14 protein-coding genes are annotated in these 17,204 nt (G+C 69.3%); 12 read left to right on the forward strand and 2 right to left on the reverse strand.

Annotated features, from left to right (window positions below):
* Positions 1-46 precede the first annotated feature (46 nt).
* From ACFVDI_RS14555 to ACFVDI_RS14595, 9 genes are all read left to right on the forward strand, one after another.
* Positions 47-298: a phosphopantetheine-binding protein gene (locus ACFVDI_RS14555; protein ID WP_378906113.1), complete on the forward strand. Its 252-nt coding sequence runs from the start codon at positions 47-49 to the stop codon at positions 296-298.
* Positions 295-1,527: an AMP-binding protein gene (locus ACFVDI_RS14560; protein WP_378906115.1), complete on the forward strand. Its 1,233-nt coding sequence runs from the start codon at positions 295-297 to the stop codon at positions 1,525-1,527. The genes ACFVDI_RS14555 and ACFVDI_RS14560 overlap by 4 nt, the downstream gene beginning before the upstream one ends.
* Entirely contained in the window at positions 1,520-2,266 is a 747-nt protein-coding gene (locus ACFVDI_RS14565; protein WP_378906117.1) for an SDR family NAD(P)-dependent oxidoreductase, read from the forward strand. Before ACFVDI_RS14560 ends, ACFVDI_RS14565 begins: the two co-directional genes overlap by 8 nt.
* Positions 2,266-2,637, forward strand: a complete 372-nt coding sequence (locus ACFVDI_RS14570) for a hypothetical protein (RefSeq protein WP_378906119.1) — start codon at positions 2,266-2,268, stop codon at positions 2,635-2,637. The genes ACFVDI_RS14565 and ACFVDI_RS14570 overlap by 1 nt, the downstream gene beginning before the upstream one ends.
* Positions 2,638-2,667: 30 nt before the next feature.
* Complete coding sequence (locus ACFVDI_RS14575) at positions 2,668-4,707, forward strand: acyltransferase family protein (protein WP_378906121.1); 2,040 nt, start codon at positions 2,668-2,670, stop codon at positions 4,705-4,707.
* Positions 4,708-4,950: 243 nt separating this feature from the next.
* On the forward strand, positions 4,951-6,825 hold the full coding sequence (locus ACFVDI_RS14580; protein WP_378906123.1) for a capsular polysaccharide synthesis protein: 1,875 nt from the start codon (positions 4,951-4,953) through the stop codon (positions 6,823-6,825).
* Between the two features lie 83 nt (positions 6,826-6,908).
* Positions 6,909-7,304 carry an adenylyltransferase/cytidyltransferase family protein gene (locus ACFVDI_RS14585; protein ID WP_378906125.1) on the forward strand — a complete coding sequence of 132 codons (396 nt, stop codon included), beginning with the start codon at positions 6,909-6,911 and terminating at the stop codon, positions 7,302-7,304.
* 82 nt (positions 7,305-7,386) lie between these two features.
* Positions 7,387-8,823: a hypothetical protein gene (locus ACFVDI_RS14590; protein WP_378906127.1), complete on the forward strand. Its 1,437-nt coding sequence runs from the start codon at positions 7,387-7,389 to the stop codon at positions 8,821-8,823.
* An 18-nt stretch (positions 8,824-8,841) separates the two neighbouring features.
* Positions 8,842-10,032, forward strand: coding sequence for an acyltransferase family protein (locus ACFVDI_RS14595; RefSeq protein WP_378906129.1), 1,191 nt, complete (start codon positions 8,842-8,844; stop codon positions 10,030-10,032).
* A gap of 2 nt (positions 10,033-10,034) precedes the next feature.
* On the opposite strand, the gene ACFVDI_RS14600 is transcribed toward ACFVDI_RS14595, so the two are convergent.
* Positions 10,035-11,132: a glycosyltransferase family 2 protein gene (locus tag ACFVDI_RS14600; protein WP_378906131.1), complete on the reverse strand. Its 1,098-nt coding sequence runs from the start codon at positions 11,130-11,132 to the stop codon at positions 10,035-10,037.
* Entirely contained in the window at positions 11,123-14,656 is a 3,534-nt protein-coding gene (locus ACFVDI_RS14605) for a CDP-glycerol glycerophosphotransferase family protein (RefSeq protein ID WP_378906198.1), read from the reverse strand. Before ACFVDI_RS14605 ends, ACFVDI_RS14600 begins: the two co-directional genes overlap by 10 nt.
* Before the next feature lie 336 nt (positions 14,657-14,992).
* Here ACFVDI_RS14605 and ACFVDI_RS14610 point away from each other — a divergent pair, with 336 nt between their 5' ends.
* Genes ACFVDI_RS14610 through panD form a run of 3 tightly spaced genes read left to right on the forward strand, consistent with a single transcriptional unit; the run spans position 14,993 to position 17,201 of the window.
* Complete coding sequence (locus tag ACFVDI_RS14610; protein WP_378906133.1) at positions 14,993-15,913, forward strand: Rossmann-like and DUF2520 domain-containing protein; 921 nt, start codon at positions 14,993-14,995, stop codon at positions 15,911-15,913.
* Positions 15,913-16,779, forward strand: a complete 867-nt coding sequence (gene panC / locus ACFVDI_RS14615; protein WP_378906135.1) for a pantoate--beta-alanine ligase — start codon at positions 15,913-15,915, stop codon at positions 16,777-16,779. The genes ACFVDI_RS14610 and panC overlap by 1 nt, the downstream gene beginning before the upstream one ends.
* Complete coding sequence (panD, locus tag ACFVDI_RS14620; RefSeq protein WP_378906137.1) at positions 16,776-17,201, forward strand: aspartate 1-decarboxylase; 426 nt, start codon at positions 16,776-16,778, stop codon at positions 17,199-17,201. Before panC ends, panD begins: the two co-directional genes overlap by 4 nt.
* The last annotated feature ends 3 nt before the right edge of the window (positions 17,202-17,204 follow it).

Here is a 17,204-nt window from a genome sequence, read left to right on the forward strand (position 1 = left end):
CCTCAGACGTCAGGGGATGCGCCCCGACGTTATATGGTCCGAGGCCATGGAGACTCTTGACCGACCGGCGGTCCGCAAGCTCATGGGCGAGGTGCTGGCCGTGCAGGGAAAGACCCTGCCCGCCGACGACACCGCGAAGCTGGCCGACATCGGCTTCCGCTCCCTCGACTTCTCCGAGCTCGCGCTCCGCGTCGAGGACGAGATCGGCGACGAGCTCAACTTCGAGGCGGCCGGACTCCGCTCGATCGAGACGATCGCAGACGTGCTCGACCTGCTCGTGGAGATCCAGGGGCAGTGATCGCCGACAACCTCGTCGTTGATGCCCGAACGGGGCGGCGTACGACCTGGGGCGAGCTCGTCCAGCAGGCCGCCCCGCGGCCGGCGCCGACGGCTCACGTGGTCGAGCACAGCGTCGATGCCCTCCCTGCGGTCGCGGCGCTGAAGGACGGCGGTGAGCTGCTCGTCGTCGCCGCCGGACGTCTCGACGAGGCGCTGGCCGAGGAGCTGCGTGGGGCGGGGTTCGACCTGGTCGCCGGGGACGACGTCCAGGTGGCGACGAGTCACCGCGCGGCCGAGGACGGCCGGGTCTGGCTGCTCACCTCCGGGTCCACCGGCCGGCCCAAGCGGGTCGGCCACACCCTGGCGTCGCTCTCGACCGTCACCGGCGACCTGGCGCCACGCACCTGGCTGTGCCCCTACTCGCCCGGGACGTACGCCTGGTGGCAGGTGATCACCCTGGGCCTGGGCGTGCCCGGCCAGGACCTGGTGCTGGTCGACCCGGCCGACCCGGCCGCTCTGGACGACTGGGTGGTGCCCGCGCTCGAGCACGGCGTCACCGCGGTGTCCGGGACCCCGACGTTCTGGCGGCGTACGCTGATGCGCCACGGCGCCGAGCTGAGCAGGCTTCCGCTCGAGCAGGTCACGCTCGGCGGCGAACCGGTCGACCAGGCCGTGCTGTCGCAGCTCGGCGAGGTCTTCCCGGACGCGCGGGTGTCCTGGATCTACGCCTCCTCCGAGGTCGGCGCCTCGATCGTCGTCCATGACGGTCGCGCCGGGTTCCCGGTGGAGTGGCTCGACCGCGATGTCCCCGGCCGCCCGCGGCTGTCGGTCGTCGACGGTGAGCTGGTGATCACCTCGCCGCACCACGGCGTCGACGCCTCGGGTGCCGAGCTGGCCGGGGCCGTACGCACCGGCGACGCCGCCCGCATCGAGGACGGCCGGGTCCTGGTGACCGGTCGCCTGGACCGCGACGAGCTCAACGTCGGCGGCTCGAAGGTGTCCGCCGGCGCCGTACGTGACCTGCTGCAGTCCCACCCCGCGATCGCCTGGGCCTCCGTGCGCGGCCGGAAGGCTCCGCTGGTCGGCACCATGGTCGTCGCCGACGTGGTCGCCGACCAGGACTCCGACGTGAACGCCGACGACCTGACCCGCTGGGCGGCCGAGCGGCTGCCCGAGTACGCCGTGCCGCGGCGCATCAAGATGCTCGCCGAGATCCCGGCCAAGGAGACGCTGAAGAGCGATGTCTGAATCCACTCTGTTCCCGCCCGCCTCCGTCGTGCTGGTCTCAGGTGCCTCGCGAGGCCTCGGCCTGGCCATCGTCGCCGACCTGCTCGAGCGCGGCGTGAAGGTCGCGGCCTTCGCGCGCACGGTGACCCCTGAGCTCGACCAGTTGGCCGAGAAATATCCCGAGGCCACCCATGTCGGCTCGGTCGACGTGACCGACGAGAAAGCGGCCCAGGCGTTCGTCAAGGAGGTCGAGGGCAAGCTCGGTGTCATCGACGGGCTGGTGAACAACGCCGCGATCGGGCAGGACTCGCTGCACGTGCACACCTCCTCGGACCGGATCGCGCAGATCATCGAGACCAACCTGACCGCGCCCCTGGTGCTGACCCGGTTCGTGCTGCGGCGCCTGATCGGCAAGGGCCTCAAGGGCCGGGTCGTCAACGTGACCTCGATCTGCGGCCAGCGTGGCTACCAGGGCCTGGTGGCCTACTCCGCCACCAAGGGAGGTCTCGACGCGGCGACCCGCTCGCTGGCCCGTGAGCTCGGCGGCCGGGTGCTGGCCAACGCGGTCGCGCCCGGGTTCTTCGCCTCGGAGATGTCCGCGGTGCTCGGGGCGAACCAGCTCGATTCGATCGCACGGCGCACGCCCTCGGGTGCGATGACCACGCCCGAGGACGTCGTGCCGACCGTGCGGATGCTGCTGCTGGAGCAGACCAACATCAACGGCCAGTCGATCGTCATCGACGGCGGCGGCTCGATCTGATGCTCGACGGCCAGCTCAGCGTCGGCACCGACGCCGAGCTCGCGGGATATCGCGCCCGCAGCCACCTTCACGACGGTCGGGTGATCGCCTGGACGGGCTCCTACGACGTCCCGGTCGCGGTCGACGGAGAGGTGGAGCGTACGGTCCCGGCGGCCCTCGCGAGGCGGTTCGGTGTCGATGGGTTCTGGGAGCGATGGACCCGGGCGGAGTGCCTCGCGAAGCTCACCGGCCGCGGCGCCGTGGACCTCGTGGACCTGGTGGACCTGGTGGCGGCCGAGGTGCCTGCCACCGGCGTGCGCCTGAACACCCTGCGTCTACCGGGCGGGATCGTGGTGTCGATCGGTTGGTTGGGCGATGCCCCGAATTCCTGATCAGTTCACAGAATCGCCATAATCCTTCGGGTGATTCGCACCGAGATCCAGGCGCTGAGGGCGTTCGCCGTCAGCGCTGTCGTCCTGTTCCACCTGTGGCCCAACCGACTTCCCGGGGGCTATATCGGTGTGGACGTCTTCTTCGTGATCTCGGGCTTCCTGATCACCTCACACCTGCTGCGGAGCCAGGAGAAGGGGCGCCTGAGCCTGGCCGACTTCTGGGCCAAGCGGGCGCGGAGGCTGTTGCCGGCGGCGTACCTCGTTCTGGTCGTCACCGCGATCGGGACGCTTCTGTGGGTGCCGAAGGTGCAGTGGCAGACGTTCTTCCTCGAGATCGGTGCGGCAGCGATCTACATCGAGAACTGGGAGCTCGCGCGCAACTCCGTCGACTACCTGGCCGCGCAGCACGCGGCCTCGCCGGTGCAGCACTACTGGACCCTGTCGGGCGAGGAGCAGTTCTACCTGATCTGGCCGCTGCTCGTGCTGCTCGCCGCCTGGATCGCGGCCCGCAGCGGGGCGAATCCACGCCGGACCACCGCCATCGTCCTCGGCGTCGTCACGGCCGCCTCGCTCGTCTTCTCGCTCTGGTGGACGATCGTCTCCCCGGAGACCGCCTACTTCATCACCCCGGCCCGGGCCTGGGAGTTCGGGCTGGGCGCAATGCTTGCCTTCGTGCCCGTGCTCGCCGGCCGCGACGGCTTCCGGTCGCTCCTCTCGTGGGTGTCCCTGGCAGTTCTGACCGCATGTTGCTTCGTGCTCGGCCCGGAGACGCCGATGCCGGGCTTCGCCGCGGTCGTGGTCTGCGTCGCCACCGCCGCCCTGATCTGGGCCGGCAACCCGAGCGTCGCCTGGTCGCCCACCCGCATCGGCGACCTCAAGCCCTTCCAGTGGCTCGGCGAGATCTCCTACTCCCTCTATCTGTGGCACTGGCCGCTGATCATCCTGACGCCGTACGTCCTCGGCGTGGACCACCTCGGTCTCCTCGAGCGGGTCCTGATCGGCGCTGCCTCCGTGCTGCTGGCGGTGGCGACCAAGCACTGGGTCGAGGACCCGGTCCGTACGCATCGCAAGCTCGTCCATCACCCCGGCCGCAGCCTGGCCGCGACGGGCATCGCCGCGGTGCTCCTCGTCGGTGCCAGCGGCACCGGCTGGGGCTACGTCGAGAAGCAGAACCGCGAGGACGCCGCGCTCGCCGCCGAGATCACCGAGGACGCCCCGCGCTGCTTCGGCGCGGCCTCCCGTGCGCCCGGTGCGAAGGATTGCCCCAACCCCGAGCTCGACGATGTGCTGATCCCGACCGCTGCCGGCGTACGCGAGGACTGGCCCGACTACCCCGGGTGCGACGAGCAGCTGCTCCAGCGGCCGCTGAAGGGGTGTGCGGTCGGTGAGCGAGCGCCCGGTCGCCCGCACATCGCTGTGATCGGCGACTCGCACAGCCGGGTGCTGATGTCGTCGCTGGAGACGTTGGCGGACCGTGGCATGCTCTCGGCCGAGCTGTTCTGGGGCAGTGGCTGCTCGTGGACGGCCGGGGAGCCGTACGTGAAGACCACCGAGTTCAAGGACCAGTGCCGTTCGCTCAAGAACGACCTCGGCGCCAAGCTCGAGACGAACGCCAAGGACTACGACTTCGTGATGACCACGGCGTGGTCGAAGCTGATCACCGGTCCCAAGCCGGAGCGGGTCAAGGCAGTCAAGGACGCCTGGAAGCCCGTGCTGAAGCAGGGGGTGCCGGTGGTCGCGGTCCGTGACAACCCCACCTCCGGTGAGACCCGTGAGGACCAGCCCGCCTGTGTGGAGGAGGCCGGTGTCGCACGCGCCAACGAGGAATGCAGCCTCGACCGGAAGAAGTCGTACGACTCGATCTTCGACCCGTTCGGTCCGGCGGCGCGTCAGTCCAAGAACGCCCATTTCATCGATCTGACCCGCTTCTACTGCGACGAGGACAAGTGCCCCGCGGTCATCGGTGGGGTCAACGTCTACCGCGACCGCGACCACATCAGCGTGACGTACGCCGAGACGCTGGCGCCCTACATCTACCGCGAGCTGCGCGGCTTCGGGTTGATCGACTGAACCGACGGGCGAGGCGGTTTATCCTTAACCGTCGCGACCGGGGTCGGGGCAGGCCGATGAAGCCGCCCCGCACGTCACGGAGCGACGAGTAAACCGGCACGGCAGCTCGGACGCACGGCCACTGGGTACGAAGACGAGGTGGCTGTGCACAACCCTGATCGGGCAACGAACGAAGTGACCCCGGCGAGCGGCGATCCTGTCCTCGCCAACCTATTTCCCAACCCAGGCCTGCGCAGATCGCCGATGCTGAGCGCCGATCTCGCCCCCGACGGGCATCACGCTCTCGGGTCCGGGGACTGGATCTACGTGCACAAGCACGGTCGCGCGACCCTGGTCGACGACGGCGACGTACGCGCGGTGCGCATCGAGGGCAACGGTGCGAGCAACGACACCCACATCAGCCCAGGTGGGCGTGACGGTGGGCTACGGCTCGGCATGTCGCCCGGGCACACCTACACGTTCGCCGCTGATGTCGAGCTGGAGGCGCCGCTCGGTGGCGTGCTGCACCCCGACGCTCTGCGGATCGTCGCCGGCTGGGAGGTGGACGGGCAGCGGACGTGGCGCGGCGCCCGGTCCGCCGCAGCACAGAATGCGCCGGGCCGCACCCGTCTCGCGGTGACCTTCACCTTGCCTCCTGACGCCGACGGTGCCTGGGTTCGGCTGTTCTGCGGCGCGGCCAAGGGCACCGTGCAGTGGTCCCGCTTCCAGCTGTCGGAGAGGACGAACGGACGCGTCTTCCTCGATGCCGCCGCGGCACCGCCCGCCGGCCTGATCGCCCGTTGGCATGGAGAGCCGGACGCCTCCGCCTCGGAGCTGGTCGTCCCCGACCGCCACTCCGCGGATCTGCTGGACGACCTGCTCGCCGGATGGGTGCAGCTCGAGGCCTTCGAGGCCGCTGCGCGTGCCGCCGCCGCGGTCGTTCCCGGGTCCGACCTTGCCTCTGCGCTGGGACAGGCGCGAGAAGACGCGTGGGCCGAGGCCCTCGAGCTCAGCGAGTCGGCCGTGGACAAGGAGCCGGAGGCGCTCGCACCACGGCTGCTGATGGCCGCCGCCGCCGTGAGACTGAAGAAGCCCGAACAGGTCGTCGCGGCGCTGACCCCGGTCTTCGAGCGCCCGGCCGTCGATGCGACCACCTGCTACGCCCTTGGTCGGGCCTGCCATCAGCTGGGCCGACTCGATGATTCCGGCGAGGCCAGTCGGGTGGCGATGTCCAAGGACCCGAGGATCGACGACGGCGCCGCCACGGAGCTGTTGGCGGCTTCCCCCGATTCCGTGCCGGAGCGCGTCGCCGTCCGGAAGTTCGTGAGCGCGCATCTCGACCAGATCAGGAGGATGGCGCGAGCCAGCCGTGCCGACAAGAGCGGCGACATGCCGTACGTCTTCGTCTACTGGGCACAGGGCATGGAGGCGGCGCCGCCGATCGTGCGGGCATGCTACGAGCGGCTGAAGCGAGTGCCGGGGATCGAGCTACGGCTCATCACCGAGGCGAGCGTCCCGTACTGGGTCGACCTCCCGGATCATGTGAAGCAGCGCGTGCCAGCCACGAAGGCCGCCTTCTCGGACTGGCTGCGGATCGCGCTGTTGAAGGAGTACGGCGGCGTCTGGGTGGATGCGACGTGCTACGTGACCGGTGCCCTGGACGTCGTCGACGAGCTGGTGGGTGATCGCCGCTTCTTCGCCTTCCGGTACAACGATGCCCGGATCTCGAGCTGGTTCCTCGCCGCTCGCAACAACTCCTACATCGTGCACATGATGCACGCCGCCCTGGAGGTCTACTTCCGGTCTCACGACAAGGTGACCCACTACTTCTTCTTCCACGACCTCTTCGAGGCACTGGCCCAGCTCGACGATCGGTTCGGCGAGATCTGGGAGACCAAGGGGCAGCACCGCTCCACCAGCGTGCCCCACCAGCTGCAGGGTCTGCTCCGTGGACCGTCCGGGACCGGCGAGGACATCGCCGCGATCCATGGTTCGTTCGTGCACAAGCTGACCTACAAGCTCAAGGCGCACGAGGTCGGCCCCGACACCGTCGCCGGAGCCCTCGTGAGGGGTGACTACGAGGGGAATCTGGTGCGAGCGGAGGAGCCGAGAAGGCGTCGGTTCACCGGGCGAGGATGAGGCGACGCACAGGTGAACGCGGGGAATCCGCCAGGGGACTCGGGGTTGGACGATGAGTCGGCCGCGTGGAAGAATCCGCCCCTATGTCTCGCACAGTTGTCACCTTCGGAACCTTCGACGTCTTCCACGTCGGTCACCTTCGAATCATCGAGCGTGCAGCCGAACTCGGTGATCGGCTCGTGGTGGGGGTCTCGGCCGACGCGCTGAACTTCAGCAAGAAGAACCGCTACCCGGTCTTCAGCGAGGACGAGCGGCTCGCGATCGTGGCCGCGCTCAAGCCGGTCGACGAGGTCTTCGTCGAGGAGAGCCTCGAGCTGAAGCGCGACTACCTGGTGAAGTTCGAGGCGGACGTGCTGGTCATGGGGGACGACTGGGCCGGCCGGTTCGACGAGTTCAAGGACATCTGCGAGGTGGTCTACCTGCCGCGCACCCCGGCGATCTCCACGACGGCGCTGATCGAGAAGATCAGCACGACGTAGTGCGTGGGTCGATGGCGCTGCACCATCGATCGTCCGTCCCCCCGACCTGAGAGTTCCCATGGTTTCCACGACCTTTGCGGCGTTGGCACGTCGATTCCGTACGCCGCTCCGCGATCTTCCCGGTACCAACGTGCTCTTGCCCTCCCTCGGCTATTTCGGCGGCATCGAGGCGAACCGGCTCACCATCGGCGTCCGAGGACCGGTGTCGTCGATCCGGATGCACGTCCCCGGCGACGTCGAGGGACAGGTCGACCTGCGGGGCATCGAGCTCTACGACGGAGGGGTGCGCGTCCCCGTCGAGCGCGGAAACGCCGAGATCACCCAGAGCTCGGTGGCGCCGACCCAGCCTGCGGGCGCAGACCCGTTCACCTACGGGACGCTGCGCACCACGAAGGAGAAGGGCGCGTGGTGGTCGGTGACCTTCCGCGAGCCGATCGCCGCCGACGAGGTGAGGGTCTACAACCGCCGCGACCGATGGGGAGATCGATCCCGTCGCCTCTCCGTCGAGGTCACACCGGCGGACCACGGTCAGCCGACCGTCTTCACGGTCGACTCCGACGAGGTGATCGCCGACACCCTGCGAGTGCTGAGCCGGGTCACCGGTCTGCGGGTGGACAAAGCGGTGCTCCGCACGGCCGACGGCGCCCGAGCGACGAGGCGCGAGATCCTCGACACGCTGGCGCACCGGGCGGGCGAAGGTCTGCTGACGGCGGACGCCGAGGAGCAGCGCCTGCTGGCATCCGTGCTGCCGACGAGGCTTCCGGCTCAACGGTCGATGTCGGACGCCGCCTGGCAGCTGCTGGGACACCTGCTCGCGGCGGAACGACTCCGGGTGCACGGCACGGCGACGTCGATGATGGCGTTCTCGGGTGTCCTGCGCAGCCGCGACGAGCTGGGCAGGCTCGAGCGGGAGGTCAATCGGGCCAGCGAGATCCTCGGCGGTGAGGAGTCGGTGGTGACCCGCCACGGGCTGCGGGACCTCGGGCTGCTCCGCAGGCGCTCGAAGGAGTACGTCACCGCCATCGTTCGCGCGACGGAGATGCTTGCCGGCCTCGGGCAGGACGCCATGCTCGCCTACGGCACGCTTCTCGGCGTCGTACGCGAGGGCGACTTCCTGGCCCACGACGACGACGTGGACATGCTGACCCCGATCCTGGCCCCGTCGCTGGACGAGGGCCGGGCGACGCTCGGCGAGCTCCACGAACGCATCACTGCCCAGGGCTGGAGCGTGCACCGGCCGGGCGGAGGGATGAACTTCCACGTACGCGACCCGGAGACCGGGCTTCACATCGACGTCTTCCCGATGATCGTCGGGCCTGAGAAGACGTCGCTGCACATGGAGCAGATGGCGATCCGGCACATCGACACCACGCTGTTGCTGCCCTCGGCCGAGCAGACGTTCAAGGGTGCGGCCGTGCGCGTTCCGGCCGACCCCGAGGGCTTCCTCGAGGAGCGATATGGCGCGACGTGGCGTACGCCCGACCCATTCCATGACTGGCCCTGGACGCTGACCGACTAGATTCTGCTAGGACCCCACGTGATCGACGCTCTCGAGGCCACGGCCTCCAAGACCGACGCTTCCAAGACCGACGCCTCCAAGAACGACACTGCTCCGCAGACGCCTGCCAAGGCGCCCTCTCTGGGCCGGATGGCGGCCCTCGACGGCCTCCGTCTGCTCGCCGCGGTCGCCGTCATGCTGTATCACTTCACCGCTCGCGAGAATCCCGCGTGGGGCGAGGGGACGGTGCCGCCGGACATCTTCCCGGAGCTCTCCCGCTACACGATGTTCGGACAGTTCGGCGTCGATCTCTTCTTCGTCATCTCCGGATTCGTGATCCTGATGTCGGCATGGGGCCGACCGGTGAACGCCTTCGTGACGTCGCGGGTGACGCGACTCTTCCCGGCCTACTGGGCGGGTGTGCTGCTGACCGCGTTCCTGCTCGTGGTGCTCTGGCCCGAGCGCAAGGAGGTGCAGCTCAGCGACATCGCCACCAACCTGACGATGGTCCAGAGTGCCTTCGGGGTGAGCAGCGTCGACGGCGTCTACTGGACGCTCTGGTTCGAGCTCCGCTTCTACGTGATGATCGGTGTGCTGCTGCTCGTCGGGCTCACCGGTGCTCGCGCGCTCGCCTTCGCCGCGCTGTGGCCCACGGCCGCGGTGATGGCCGACACCGCCGGGTCCGGACTGCTGGCCAACCTGCTGCTGGCCGAGTACGCCCCGCTGTTCGCGTGCGGGATGGCGATGTACATGGTCGCCCGCGACCGCAGCTCGATGCTCGCCTGGCTGGTCCTGGCACAGAACGTCGTGCTGAGCGTGACCTGGTGCGCCGGGAACACCCGAGACCGGTTGATCGGGTGGACCACCCTGGAGCCGACGGTCATGCAGTGTGTGCTGATGACGCTCGGTTGCATCGGTCTGGTCGCGCTCGTCACCCTGACCCCGCTGCGACGCCTGAACAGCCGCATCCTGACCACTGCGGGCCTGCTCACGTACCCGCTCTACCTGATCCACCAGTACTGGGGATGGTGGATCATCAGCGGCCTGCACAACGACCTGCCGCCCTACGCCGTGCTCGCGATCGCAGCGGCCGTCGCGATCGCCCTGGCCGCGCTGGTCCACGTGCTCGTCGAGCGGCCGTTGGCGCCTGTCCTCAAGCGCGGCATCGCCCGATCCTTCGCCAGCCTCGCCGCACAGGAGCGACAGGTCTCGACCCGAGAGCGAGGGTGAGCTCAGACCCGCAGGGCGTACGGGTCGACGCTGCTCAGATCGAGGTCGGGGATCTCGATGGAGGTGCCGTCGGCGCTGCGCGGGACACGTCCGTGCTCGGCGATCCATGCCGCCACATGCTTGGCCACCTCGTGCCGATCGTGCTCCACGAGCCAGCCGAGGAGACGCTGGCCCGGCGGAAGGTTGGTGTCGGCGAGCGACTGCCCGGACCAGATGTCGCGGACCATGGCGACCAGCAGGTCCCACCACTCGTCCGAGGCCGTCGGGATCGCCGCGAAGTAGCGTCGCAGGTCGCCTGGCAAGGTCTTGCTCAGGAAGGTCTCGAGCACGATGGGAGAGCCGCCGGCGGCGACGTACTTCTCGACGGTCGTCAGCGACATCCGCTTGGTGGTGTGACGATCCCGCAGGTCGGCGACGGTCGAGCGCTGCTGGGTGATCGAGGTGCCGTCGGTGCGGATGCGCCAGTGGTAGACGAAGTCCGGGATGACGTCGAACGCCGTCGCCCTCAGGTAGGCCTCGGTCAGCGTGGGCTGGTCCTCGTAGCGCAGCCCTTCGGGCCAGAAGAGCTCGGCATCGTCCCAGAACGTACGCCGGTAGACCTTGTTCCACGCGAAGACATCGCCCAGGATGCGCGGGTCGGCGTCGATGGTCGTGCGTAGCCGCGCCGGGTTGTGGAAACGGTGCATCCAGGTCGGCTCGGTGTAGTCGCCTTCCTCCCACCGGTAGATCGACCCGGTGACGAAGTCCGATCCCGTCTTCTCCAGCGTGTGGACCATGGTCGCGTACGCCTTCGGCGGCACGACGTCGTCGGAGTCGGCGAACGTGATGTAGTCCGCGCCCGCCAGGTGCTGCAGGCCGGTGTTGCGGGCGGCGCCGAGGCCATGGTTCGCGGTGCGACGGACGCTCACGCGGGGGTCGCGCTCGGCGTACTCCTCGGCGATCACGCCGGTCATGTCGGTCGACCCGTCGTCGACGACGACCACGTGCAGGTTCTTGTAGGTCTGGCCCAGGATGCTGTCAAGGGCGGCGGGCAGCAGCGGCGCGATGTTGTAGGCGGGTACGACCACGCCGAGCATCGGCCGGCTGCGCCTCAGTCGCACGCCTCCGCCGTGGACAGCAGCGCGTCCACGGCGCGGGAGGCGGCGGCGCCGTCGTCCCAGGGGGCGAACTTCTCGCGGAAGGCCGCGCGTGCTTCGGCGTAGGCCTCGTCGGCCGCTGGTCCGGCGGCAAGGTGGGCGATCAGGGACTCGTTGTCGCTGAACAGCGGTCCGGGAGCGGCGTCGGCGAAGTCGAAGTAGAACCCGCGAGAAGCCTCGTACTCGGCCAGGTCGGGCACCAGGAACAGCTGCGGGCGGTCGAGGATCGCGAAGTCGAACATCACCGACGAGTAGTCCGTCACCAGCACGTCTGCGGCCAGGAACAGGTCGTTGATGTCCGGGTAGAGCGTCACGTCGCGGATCCGGCCGGCGAGCTCCGGCGCGACCGAGGCGCCGCCGGAGGTGTTGACGTGGCCACGGACGAGCACGGTGACGTCGGGCAGGGCCTCGACGACCTGCGCCGGATCGAGGTAGAGCACCTTGGAGAAGGTGTCACGCCAGGTCGGGGTGTAGAGCAGCACGCGCTGGTCGTCCGCGATGTCGAGACGCCTCCGGATCGCGGCCCGGGCCTCGTCACGGTTGTCGGCGGCGAGCACGTCGTTGCGCGGGTAGCCGGACTCGAGCACCTCGCCCTCGAACCCGAAGGCACGCGGAAGGATCTCCGAGCAGTAGGGGCTCGGGCTGATCAGCCGGTCCCAGGCACGGGCCTCGGCATCCATCGTCTTCATGTAGAGCACCGAGAGCCCGCCCTTGGGGTCGGTGATGTCCTTGGCGATGCGCTTGAGGGGAGTGCCGTGCCAGGTCTGGATGTAGGCCTGACCTGCTGCCTTCTGGAAGAAGAACGGCCAGTTGTCGTTCGTCACCAGATAGCGTGCGCGGGCCAGCAGCTCGAACCACTCCTCCGAGAAGCGGACGACCGACCGGACGCCGTCGGGGACCAGAACCGAGCGGTCGTTGATGCTGTAGACCGGCTCCGGGCCGTCGCCCGCGCGGTGACGGGCGAGCAGCTCACGCGCCATCGCCGCGGGGGAGTCGCCGGCCATCTTGCCCTTGAACGTCTCCAGCAGGACGACGGGAAGGCGGGAATCGAGGCGCTGCTCCAGGTAGCGATCGCGCAGCTGCTGCTGCCTGCGTCCGGCGCGTACGTCCACGGGCAGGGCGTGCGAGATCACGATCAGGCCCCACGAGTTGCTGATGCCGATGCGCACCGGAGCGCCGGCTATCTCGATGTCGATCGGGCCGTCCGCGCGCAGCGAGGTGGCGACCTTCAGATGGGCGAACTCGCGCACCGTGCCGGTCGCGTCGACCAGCCGCAGCTCGTAGCGGCCGGTCGGCAGCGCGGTGCGTCCGAGCTGCCAGGCGTTGCGTGCGACCGGGAGTTCGATCTCGAACTCTCCGGCCGGAAGGGTGACGCTTGCGATGGCGTCGGCGCGGCCCGAGGTCAGCTGCAGACGGTGGTCGGCGGCACCGAGGCTCACGCCGCGGAGCACCAGACGCTCCTTGGTCGCGTCGATCGCGTTGATGTGCACCGACGGCTGCCGATGGGTCACCCGGACGGTGTTGCCGCCGCTTCGCACGACGTACGCCTTTCCGGGCTCGGCGCCGGCCTCGGCCCCGAGGACGTTGGCCTCCTCGGTCCAGCGGACCGGGACGTAGGCGCCGGAGGTCAGCTTGACCTCGAGCTCGCGCGACCGCCGCGGCTGGAGCTGGACGGTCAGCGCGCCGCCGGCGTCACGGCTGACCACCTTGCCGAAGTCGGGAGAGACGATCGGGTTTCGCTCGGGGCCGACGATGGTGAGCTCGACCGCGCCGTCAGGGGTGATGCGGTGGCCTGAGGTGCGCGCCCAGTCGTCGTGGACGTGCACGCGGAAGCCGTCGGCGCCGCTGCCACCGAGGCGGACCAACCGGTCGGCGAGGATACGACCCTCACGGAAGCCGGCTGGACCCGACGGCACCTGGCCGCTGATGCCGGAGAACCGGGTGAAGTCGCCCTGGGTGTGCTCGAAGTCGAACACCAGATCCTGTTGGCCGGCCGGCATGACTTCGGCGAGCTTCTGGGCGTCGATGCGGGCCTCGAAACCGGATCCGGCTCGATCCTCGTAGGCGCGATTGGCGACCTCGTCGAGCCAGGGGTCGGTGAACCGGGTCACCGGGACCTCCACCTCGACGTCGCCGCCACGCAGGTGCAGGCGGAGCTCGTGTGGCGCGTACTCGTCAGTGAGGTTCTGCAGGAATGCGGCACCGCGCAGAACGAGGTCGGAACCATCCCAGGCGGCCGAGGTCAGCTGCACGCGGGGAAGCAGGTCGACCTCCTCGACCCGGAGCGTCTCGGGCGGGAGCGTGCCGCGCTGGTCGAGACCCTCGGGGAGCACGAAGACCGGCCTGCCGTCGGCGACTCCGATCGGGCGGCCCGACTGGAACTGCTGAAACCATCCCCGCAGGTCGTCGACCAGCTCGAAGTCGTCGTGGCTCAGCGCCCAGGAGACGACTCGGTTGCGGAACTGGAGACGGGCCCAGATCTCGCCGGGGATCTCGTCACGCAGGAACGCCAGGCGTTCGCGCACGGCATCGGCGTACTCGGCGTTGCCGGCGCCGATCGCGGCCTCAACGTAGTTGGGGAAGTCGTAGTCGAGCAGCTTCACGAACCAGGTGTTGCGGACCTCGGTCGGGGCCTTCTGCACCAGTTCGGCACAGCGGTCCTGGCTGAGGATGCGGTCGGCGAGGTCCTGCAGCGTCGCCTTCTGTTGGGTGATCGAGGTGCCGTCCTCACGCGTACGCCACAGGTAGACGCAGCGGTCGAGGATGTCGAAGGTGGCGTCGAGATAGGCGCGGGTGATCGGCACCTGGTCCTCGTAGCGCACCCCTTCGCTGAACTGGAGCTGGTGCGACTCGACGAAGCTGGTGCGGAAGACCTTGTTCCACGAGGTGATGTCGAGCAGCGCCAACGGCTCGTCCTCGATGGTCAGGCCGGTGCGGGTCTCCCGGGTGAGCTTCTTCACCCAGTTGGGGCGGGTCGCCTTGCCCTGTTCGCCACGCTCGAAGGCCGCGGTCACGAAGTCGGAGCCGGACTGCTCGAGCAGTTCCACCATCGCCTCGTAGGACCCGGGGAGGATGATGTCGTCGGAGTCGGCGAAGGCGACGTAGTCACCACGGACGTGCTCCAGACCGGTGTTGCGGGCAGCACCCAGGCCGCCGTTCACCTTGGTGACGATCTTGACCCGCGGATCGCGACGGGCAACGCTGCGTACGACATCGGCGGAGCCGTCCGGGGAGCCGTCGTCGACGACGATGACCTCGAGCGCCTGCAGTGACTGGGTCAGGATGCTGTCGAGCGCGGCGCCGACCCACTGCTCCACGTTGTAGATCGGCATGACCACGCTCAGGACGGGCTTGGGGCCGAGCCCGACGGCATATCTCGCACGGCGTGCCTCCTGGCGGGCCACGCGGGCCACGCGCCGGGAGTCGACGTTCATCGTCCGGTCGATCGCGTCGGCGACGCGATGGGCCGCACGGCGGCGCGGGCTCATGGCTGACAAGGAGGGGGAACCTTCCCACAGGGGGTAAGAAAGAAAGTCGGCTGACGAGTCTAAGTGTTCGGTTCCCGTTCACCTGAATCAGTGGGGGTGGTCAGCATGTCGTGTGTTCCACCGCGGTTCCAGCCCGATGCCAGGGCAGGTATGGAGTCGTCAGGCCGGCGTGACGCGTGCCACACCAGCGAGATGTTTCGGAAGAGTGACCGGCGGCGTACCTTTGTTTCGGCTCGGTCACGGTGGCCGAGCACGCAGGCACAACGTCTGGTACCCAACCCGGCTCCGCTCACAAGGGGGAGTGGTCGGAGGGACTGGAACGAAAGGTCTACAACCATGAACCCACTCAGGGTGGGCGTCGTCGGCGCGGGTCGCGTCGGGGCCGTCCTTGCAGCCGCACTGCGCACCGCCGGCCACGAGATCGTGGCTGTCGCGGGTGAGTCCGACGCCTCTCGCGCACGCATCGCCTCGCTTCTCCCGGGGGTCCCGGTCGAGAAGCCGACCGCCGTCGCCCGCGCGTGCGACCTCCTGCTGCTCACCGTCCCCGACGACATGCTCGGCAACGTCGTCCAGACGATGACCGACGCCGGCGCGATCCGCCCCGGGATGTACGTCGCCCACACCTCCGGCCGCCACGGCCTGGCGATCCTCGAGCCGGCCGCTGCCATCGGCGCCCACGTGATGGCCGTCCACCCGGCGATGACCTTCTCCGGCACCTCGGTCGACCTAGCCCGGCTCTCGGGCTGCGTCTTCGGCCTGACCGCCGCCACGCCCGCCGACCGGGCCTTCGCCGAGGCCCTGGTCCACGATCTCGGCGGCAACCCGATGTGGGTGCCCGAGGAGATGCGGACGCTCTACCACGCCGGGCTCGCCCACGGCGCGAACCACCTGGTCACCCTGGTCACCGAGGCGATGGAGATCCTCGCCGCCGCCGGTGCCACCGACCCTGCGGGCACGCTCCGCCCGCTGCTGACCGCCGCCCTCGACAACGCTTTGGACCACGGCGACGCGGCGCTGACCGGCCCGATCGTCCGCGGCGATGCCGGCACGGTGGCGGCCCACCTCGACGACATCCGCACCAACGCGCCGCAGACCCTGGCCTCGTACGTCTCGATGGCGCGGGCCACGCTCGACCGGGCCGTCTCCGACGGGCGGCTGGTGCCGATCCGGGCGCTCAAGATCAAGAACCTCCTCGACGAGGCCGATCGCACCGCGGTGCAGCCGTTGCCGCGTCCCGCCCACCTCTGGAACCAGTGATGACCGTTCTCGCCTCTACTCGTGAGGAGCTCGCGAAGCTCCTCGACCCCGCCCGCCGCGACGGTGCCATGGTCGGTTTCGTGCCGACGATGGGCGCGCTCCACGAGGGGCACGCGTCGTTGATGCGGGTCGTCCGTGAGCGGGTCGGCGGCGGTCCGGTCGTCGTGTCGATCTTCGTCAACCCGCTGCAGTTCGGAGCGGGCGAGGACCTCGACCGCTACCCGCGCACGCTCGAGGCGGACCTGGAGGTCTGCGAGCGTGAGGGCGTCGACGTGGTCTTCGCGCCTTCGGTCGACGAGGTCTACCCCGGCGGCGACCCGCAGGTCACCGTCGCTCCCGGTCCGCTCGCCGAGGTGCTCGAGGGAAAGACCCGGCCTGGCCACTTCGCCGGCGTGCTCACCGTCGTCGCGAAGCTGTTCGGGCTGGTCAAGCCAGATGTCGCCGTCTTCGGCGAGAAGGACTACCAGCAGCTGACACTGATCCGCCGGATGTCGGCCGATCTGTGCCTCGGCGTCGACGTCGTCGGTGCCCCGACCCAGCGCGAGCCCGACGGCCTGGCCCTCTCCTCGCGCAACCGTTACCTTTCGCCCGAGCAGCGGGAGGAGGCGACCACGCTGTCGCGGGCGCTCTACGCCGCGCAGCGCGAGGCCGTTTCGGGTGTGGACGCCGCGCTCCAGGCGGCCCGCGCCGAGCTGCGTCGCTCGAAGGGCGTCGACCTCGACTACCTCGTGGTCACCGACCCCGCGCTCGCGGAGCTGCCCACCAACCCGGAGCCGGGCACCGAAGCCCGGATCCTCATCGCCGCCCGGGTCGGCACGACCCGACTCATCGACAACATGAGCCTCACGATCGGAGCATCCCGATGACTCGTCTGCGCACCATGATGACCGGCAAGATCCACCGCGCCACGGTCACCCAGGCAGACCTCCACTACGTCGGCTCGGTGACCGTCGACGCAGATCTCCTCGACGCCGCGGACATCCTCCCCGGCGAGCTGGTCTCCATCGTCGACATCACCAACGGTGCCCGCCTGGAGACCTACACGATCGCGGGCGAGCGCGGGTCCGGCGTCCTGGGGATCAACGGCGCCGCCGCCCACCTGGTCCACCCCGGCGACCTCGTCATCCTCATCGCGTACGCGCAGATGACCACCGAGGAGGCCAAGGCCTTCGAGCCGCACGTCGTCCACGTGGACGGGGACAACCACATCGTCGCGCTCGGCTCCGACCGGAGCGAGCCGGTTCCAGGGACCGACCAGTTGCGTGGACCGCTCGTTCTCACGCAGTAGCGT

The organism is Nocardioides sp. NPDC057767, from assembly GCF_042798275.1.
Taxonomy (GTDB): domain Bacteria; phylum Actinomycetota; class Actinomycetes; order Propionibacteriales; family Nocardioidaceae; genus Nocardioides.

What these genes read in the sequence shown, in the direction of transcription:
- ACFVDI_RS14555 (WP_378906113.1), top strand. Translation starts at nt 47, where the DNA reads ATGGAGACTCTTGACCGACCGGCGGTCCGCAAGCTCATGGGCGAGGTG.
- ACFVDI_RS14565 (WP_378906117.1), top strand. Translation starts at nt 1,520, where the DNA reads ATGTCTGAATCCACTCTGTTCCCGCCCGCCTCCGTCGTGCTGGTCTCA.
- ACFVDI_RS14570 (WP_378906119.1), top strand. Translation starts at nt 2,266, where the DNA reads ATGCTCGACGGCCAGCTCAGCGTCGGCACCGACGCCGAGCTCGCGGGA.
- ACFVDI_RS14580 (WP_378906123.1), top strand. Translation starts at nt 4,951, where the DNA reads ATGCTGAGCGCCGATCTCGCCCCCGACGGGCATCACGCTCTCGGGTCC.
- ACFVDI_RS14585 (WP_378906125.1), top strand. Translation starts at nt 6,909, where the DNA reads ATGTCTCGCACAGTTGTCACCTTCGGAACCTTCGACGTCTTCCACGTC.
- ACFVDI_RS14605 (WP_378906198.1), bottom strand. Translation starts at nt 14,656, where the DNA reads ATGAGCCCGCGCCGCCGTGCGGCCCATCGCGTCGCCGACGCGATCGAC.
- ACFVDI_RS14610 (WP_378906133.1), top strand. Translation starts at nt 14,993, where the DNA reads ATGAACCCACTCAGGGTGGGCGTCGTCGGCGCGGGTCGCGTCGGGGCC.
- panC (WP_378906135.1), top strand. Translation starts at nt 15,913, where the DNA reads ATGACCGTTCTCGCCTCTACTCGTGAGGAGCTCGCGAAGCTCCTCGAC.
- panD (WP_378906137.1), top strand. Translation starts at nt 16,776, where the DNA reads ATGACTCGTCTGCGCACCATGATGACCGGCAAGATCCACCGCGCCACG.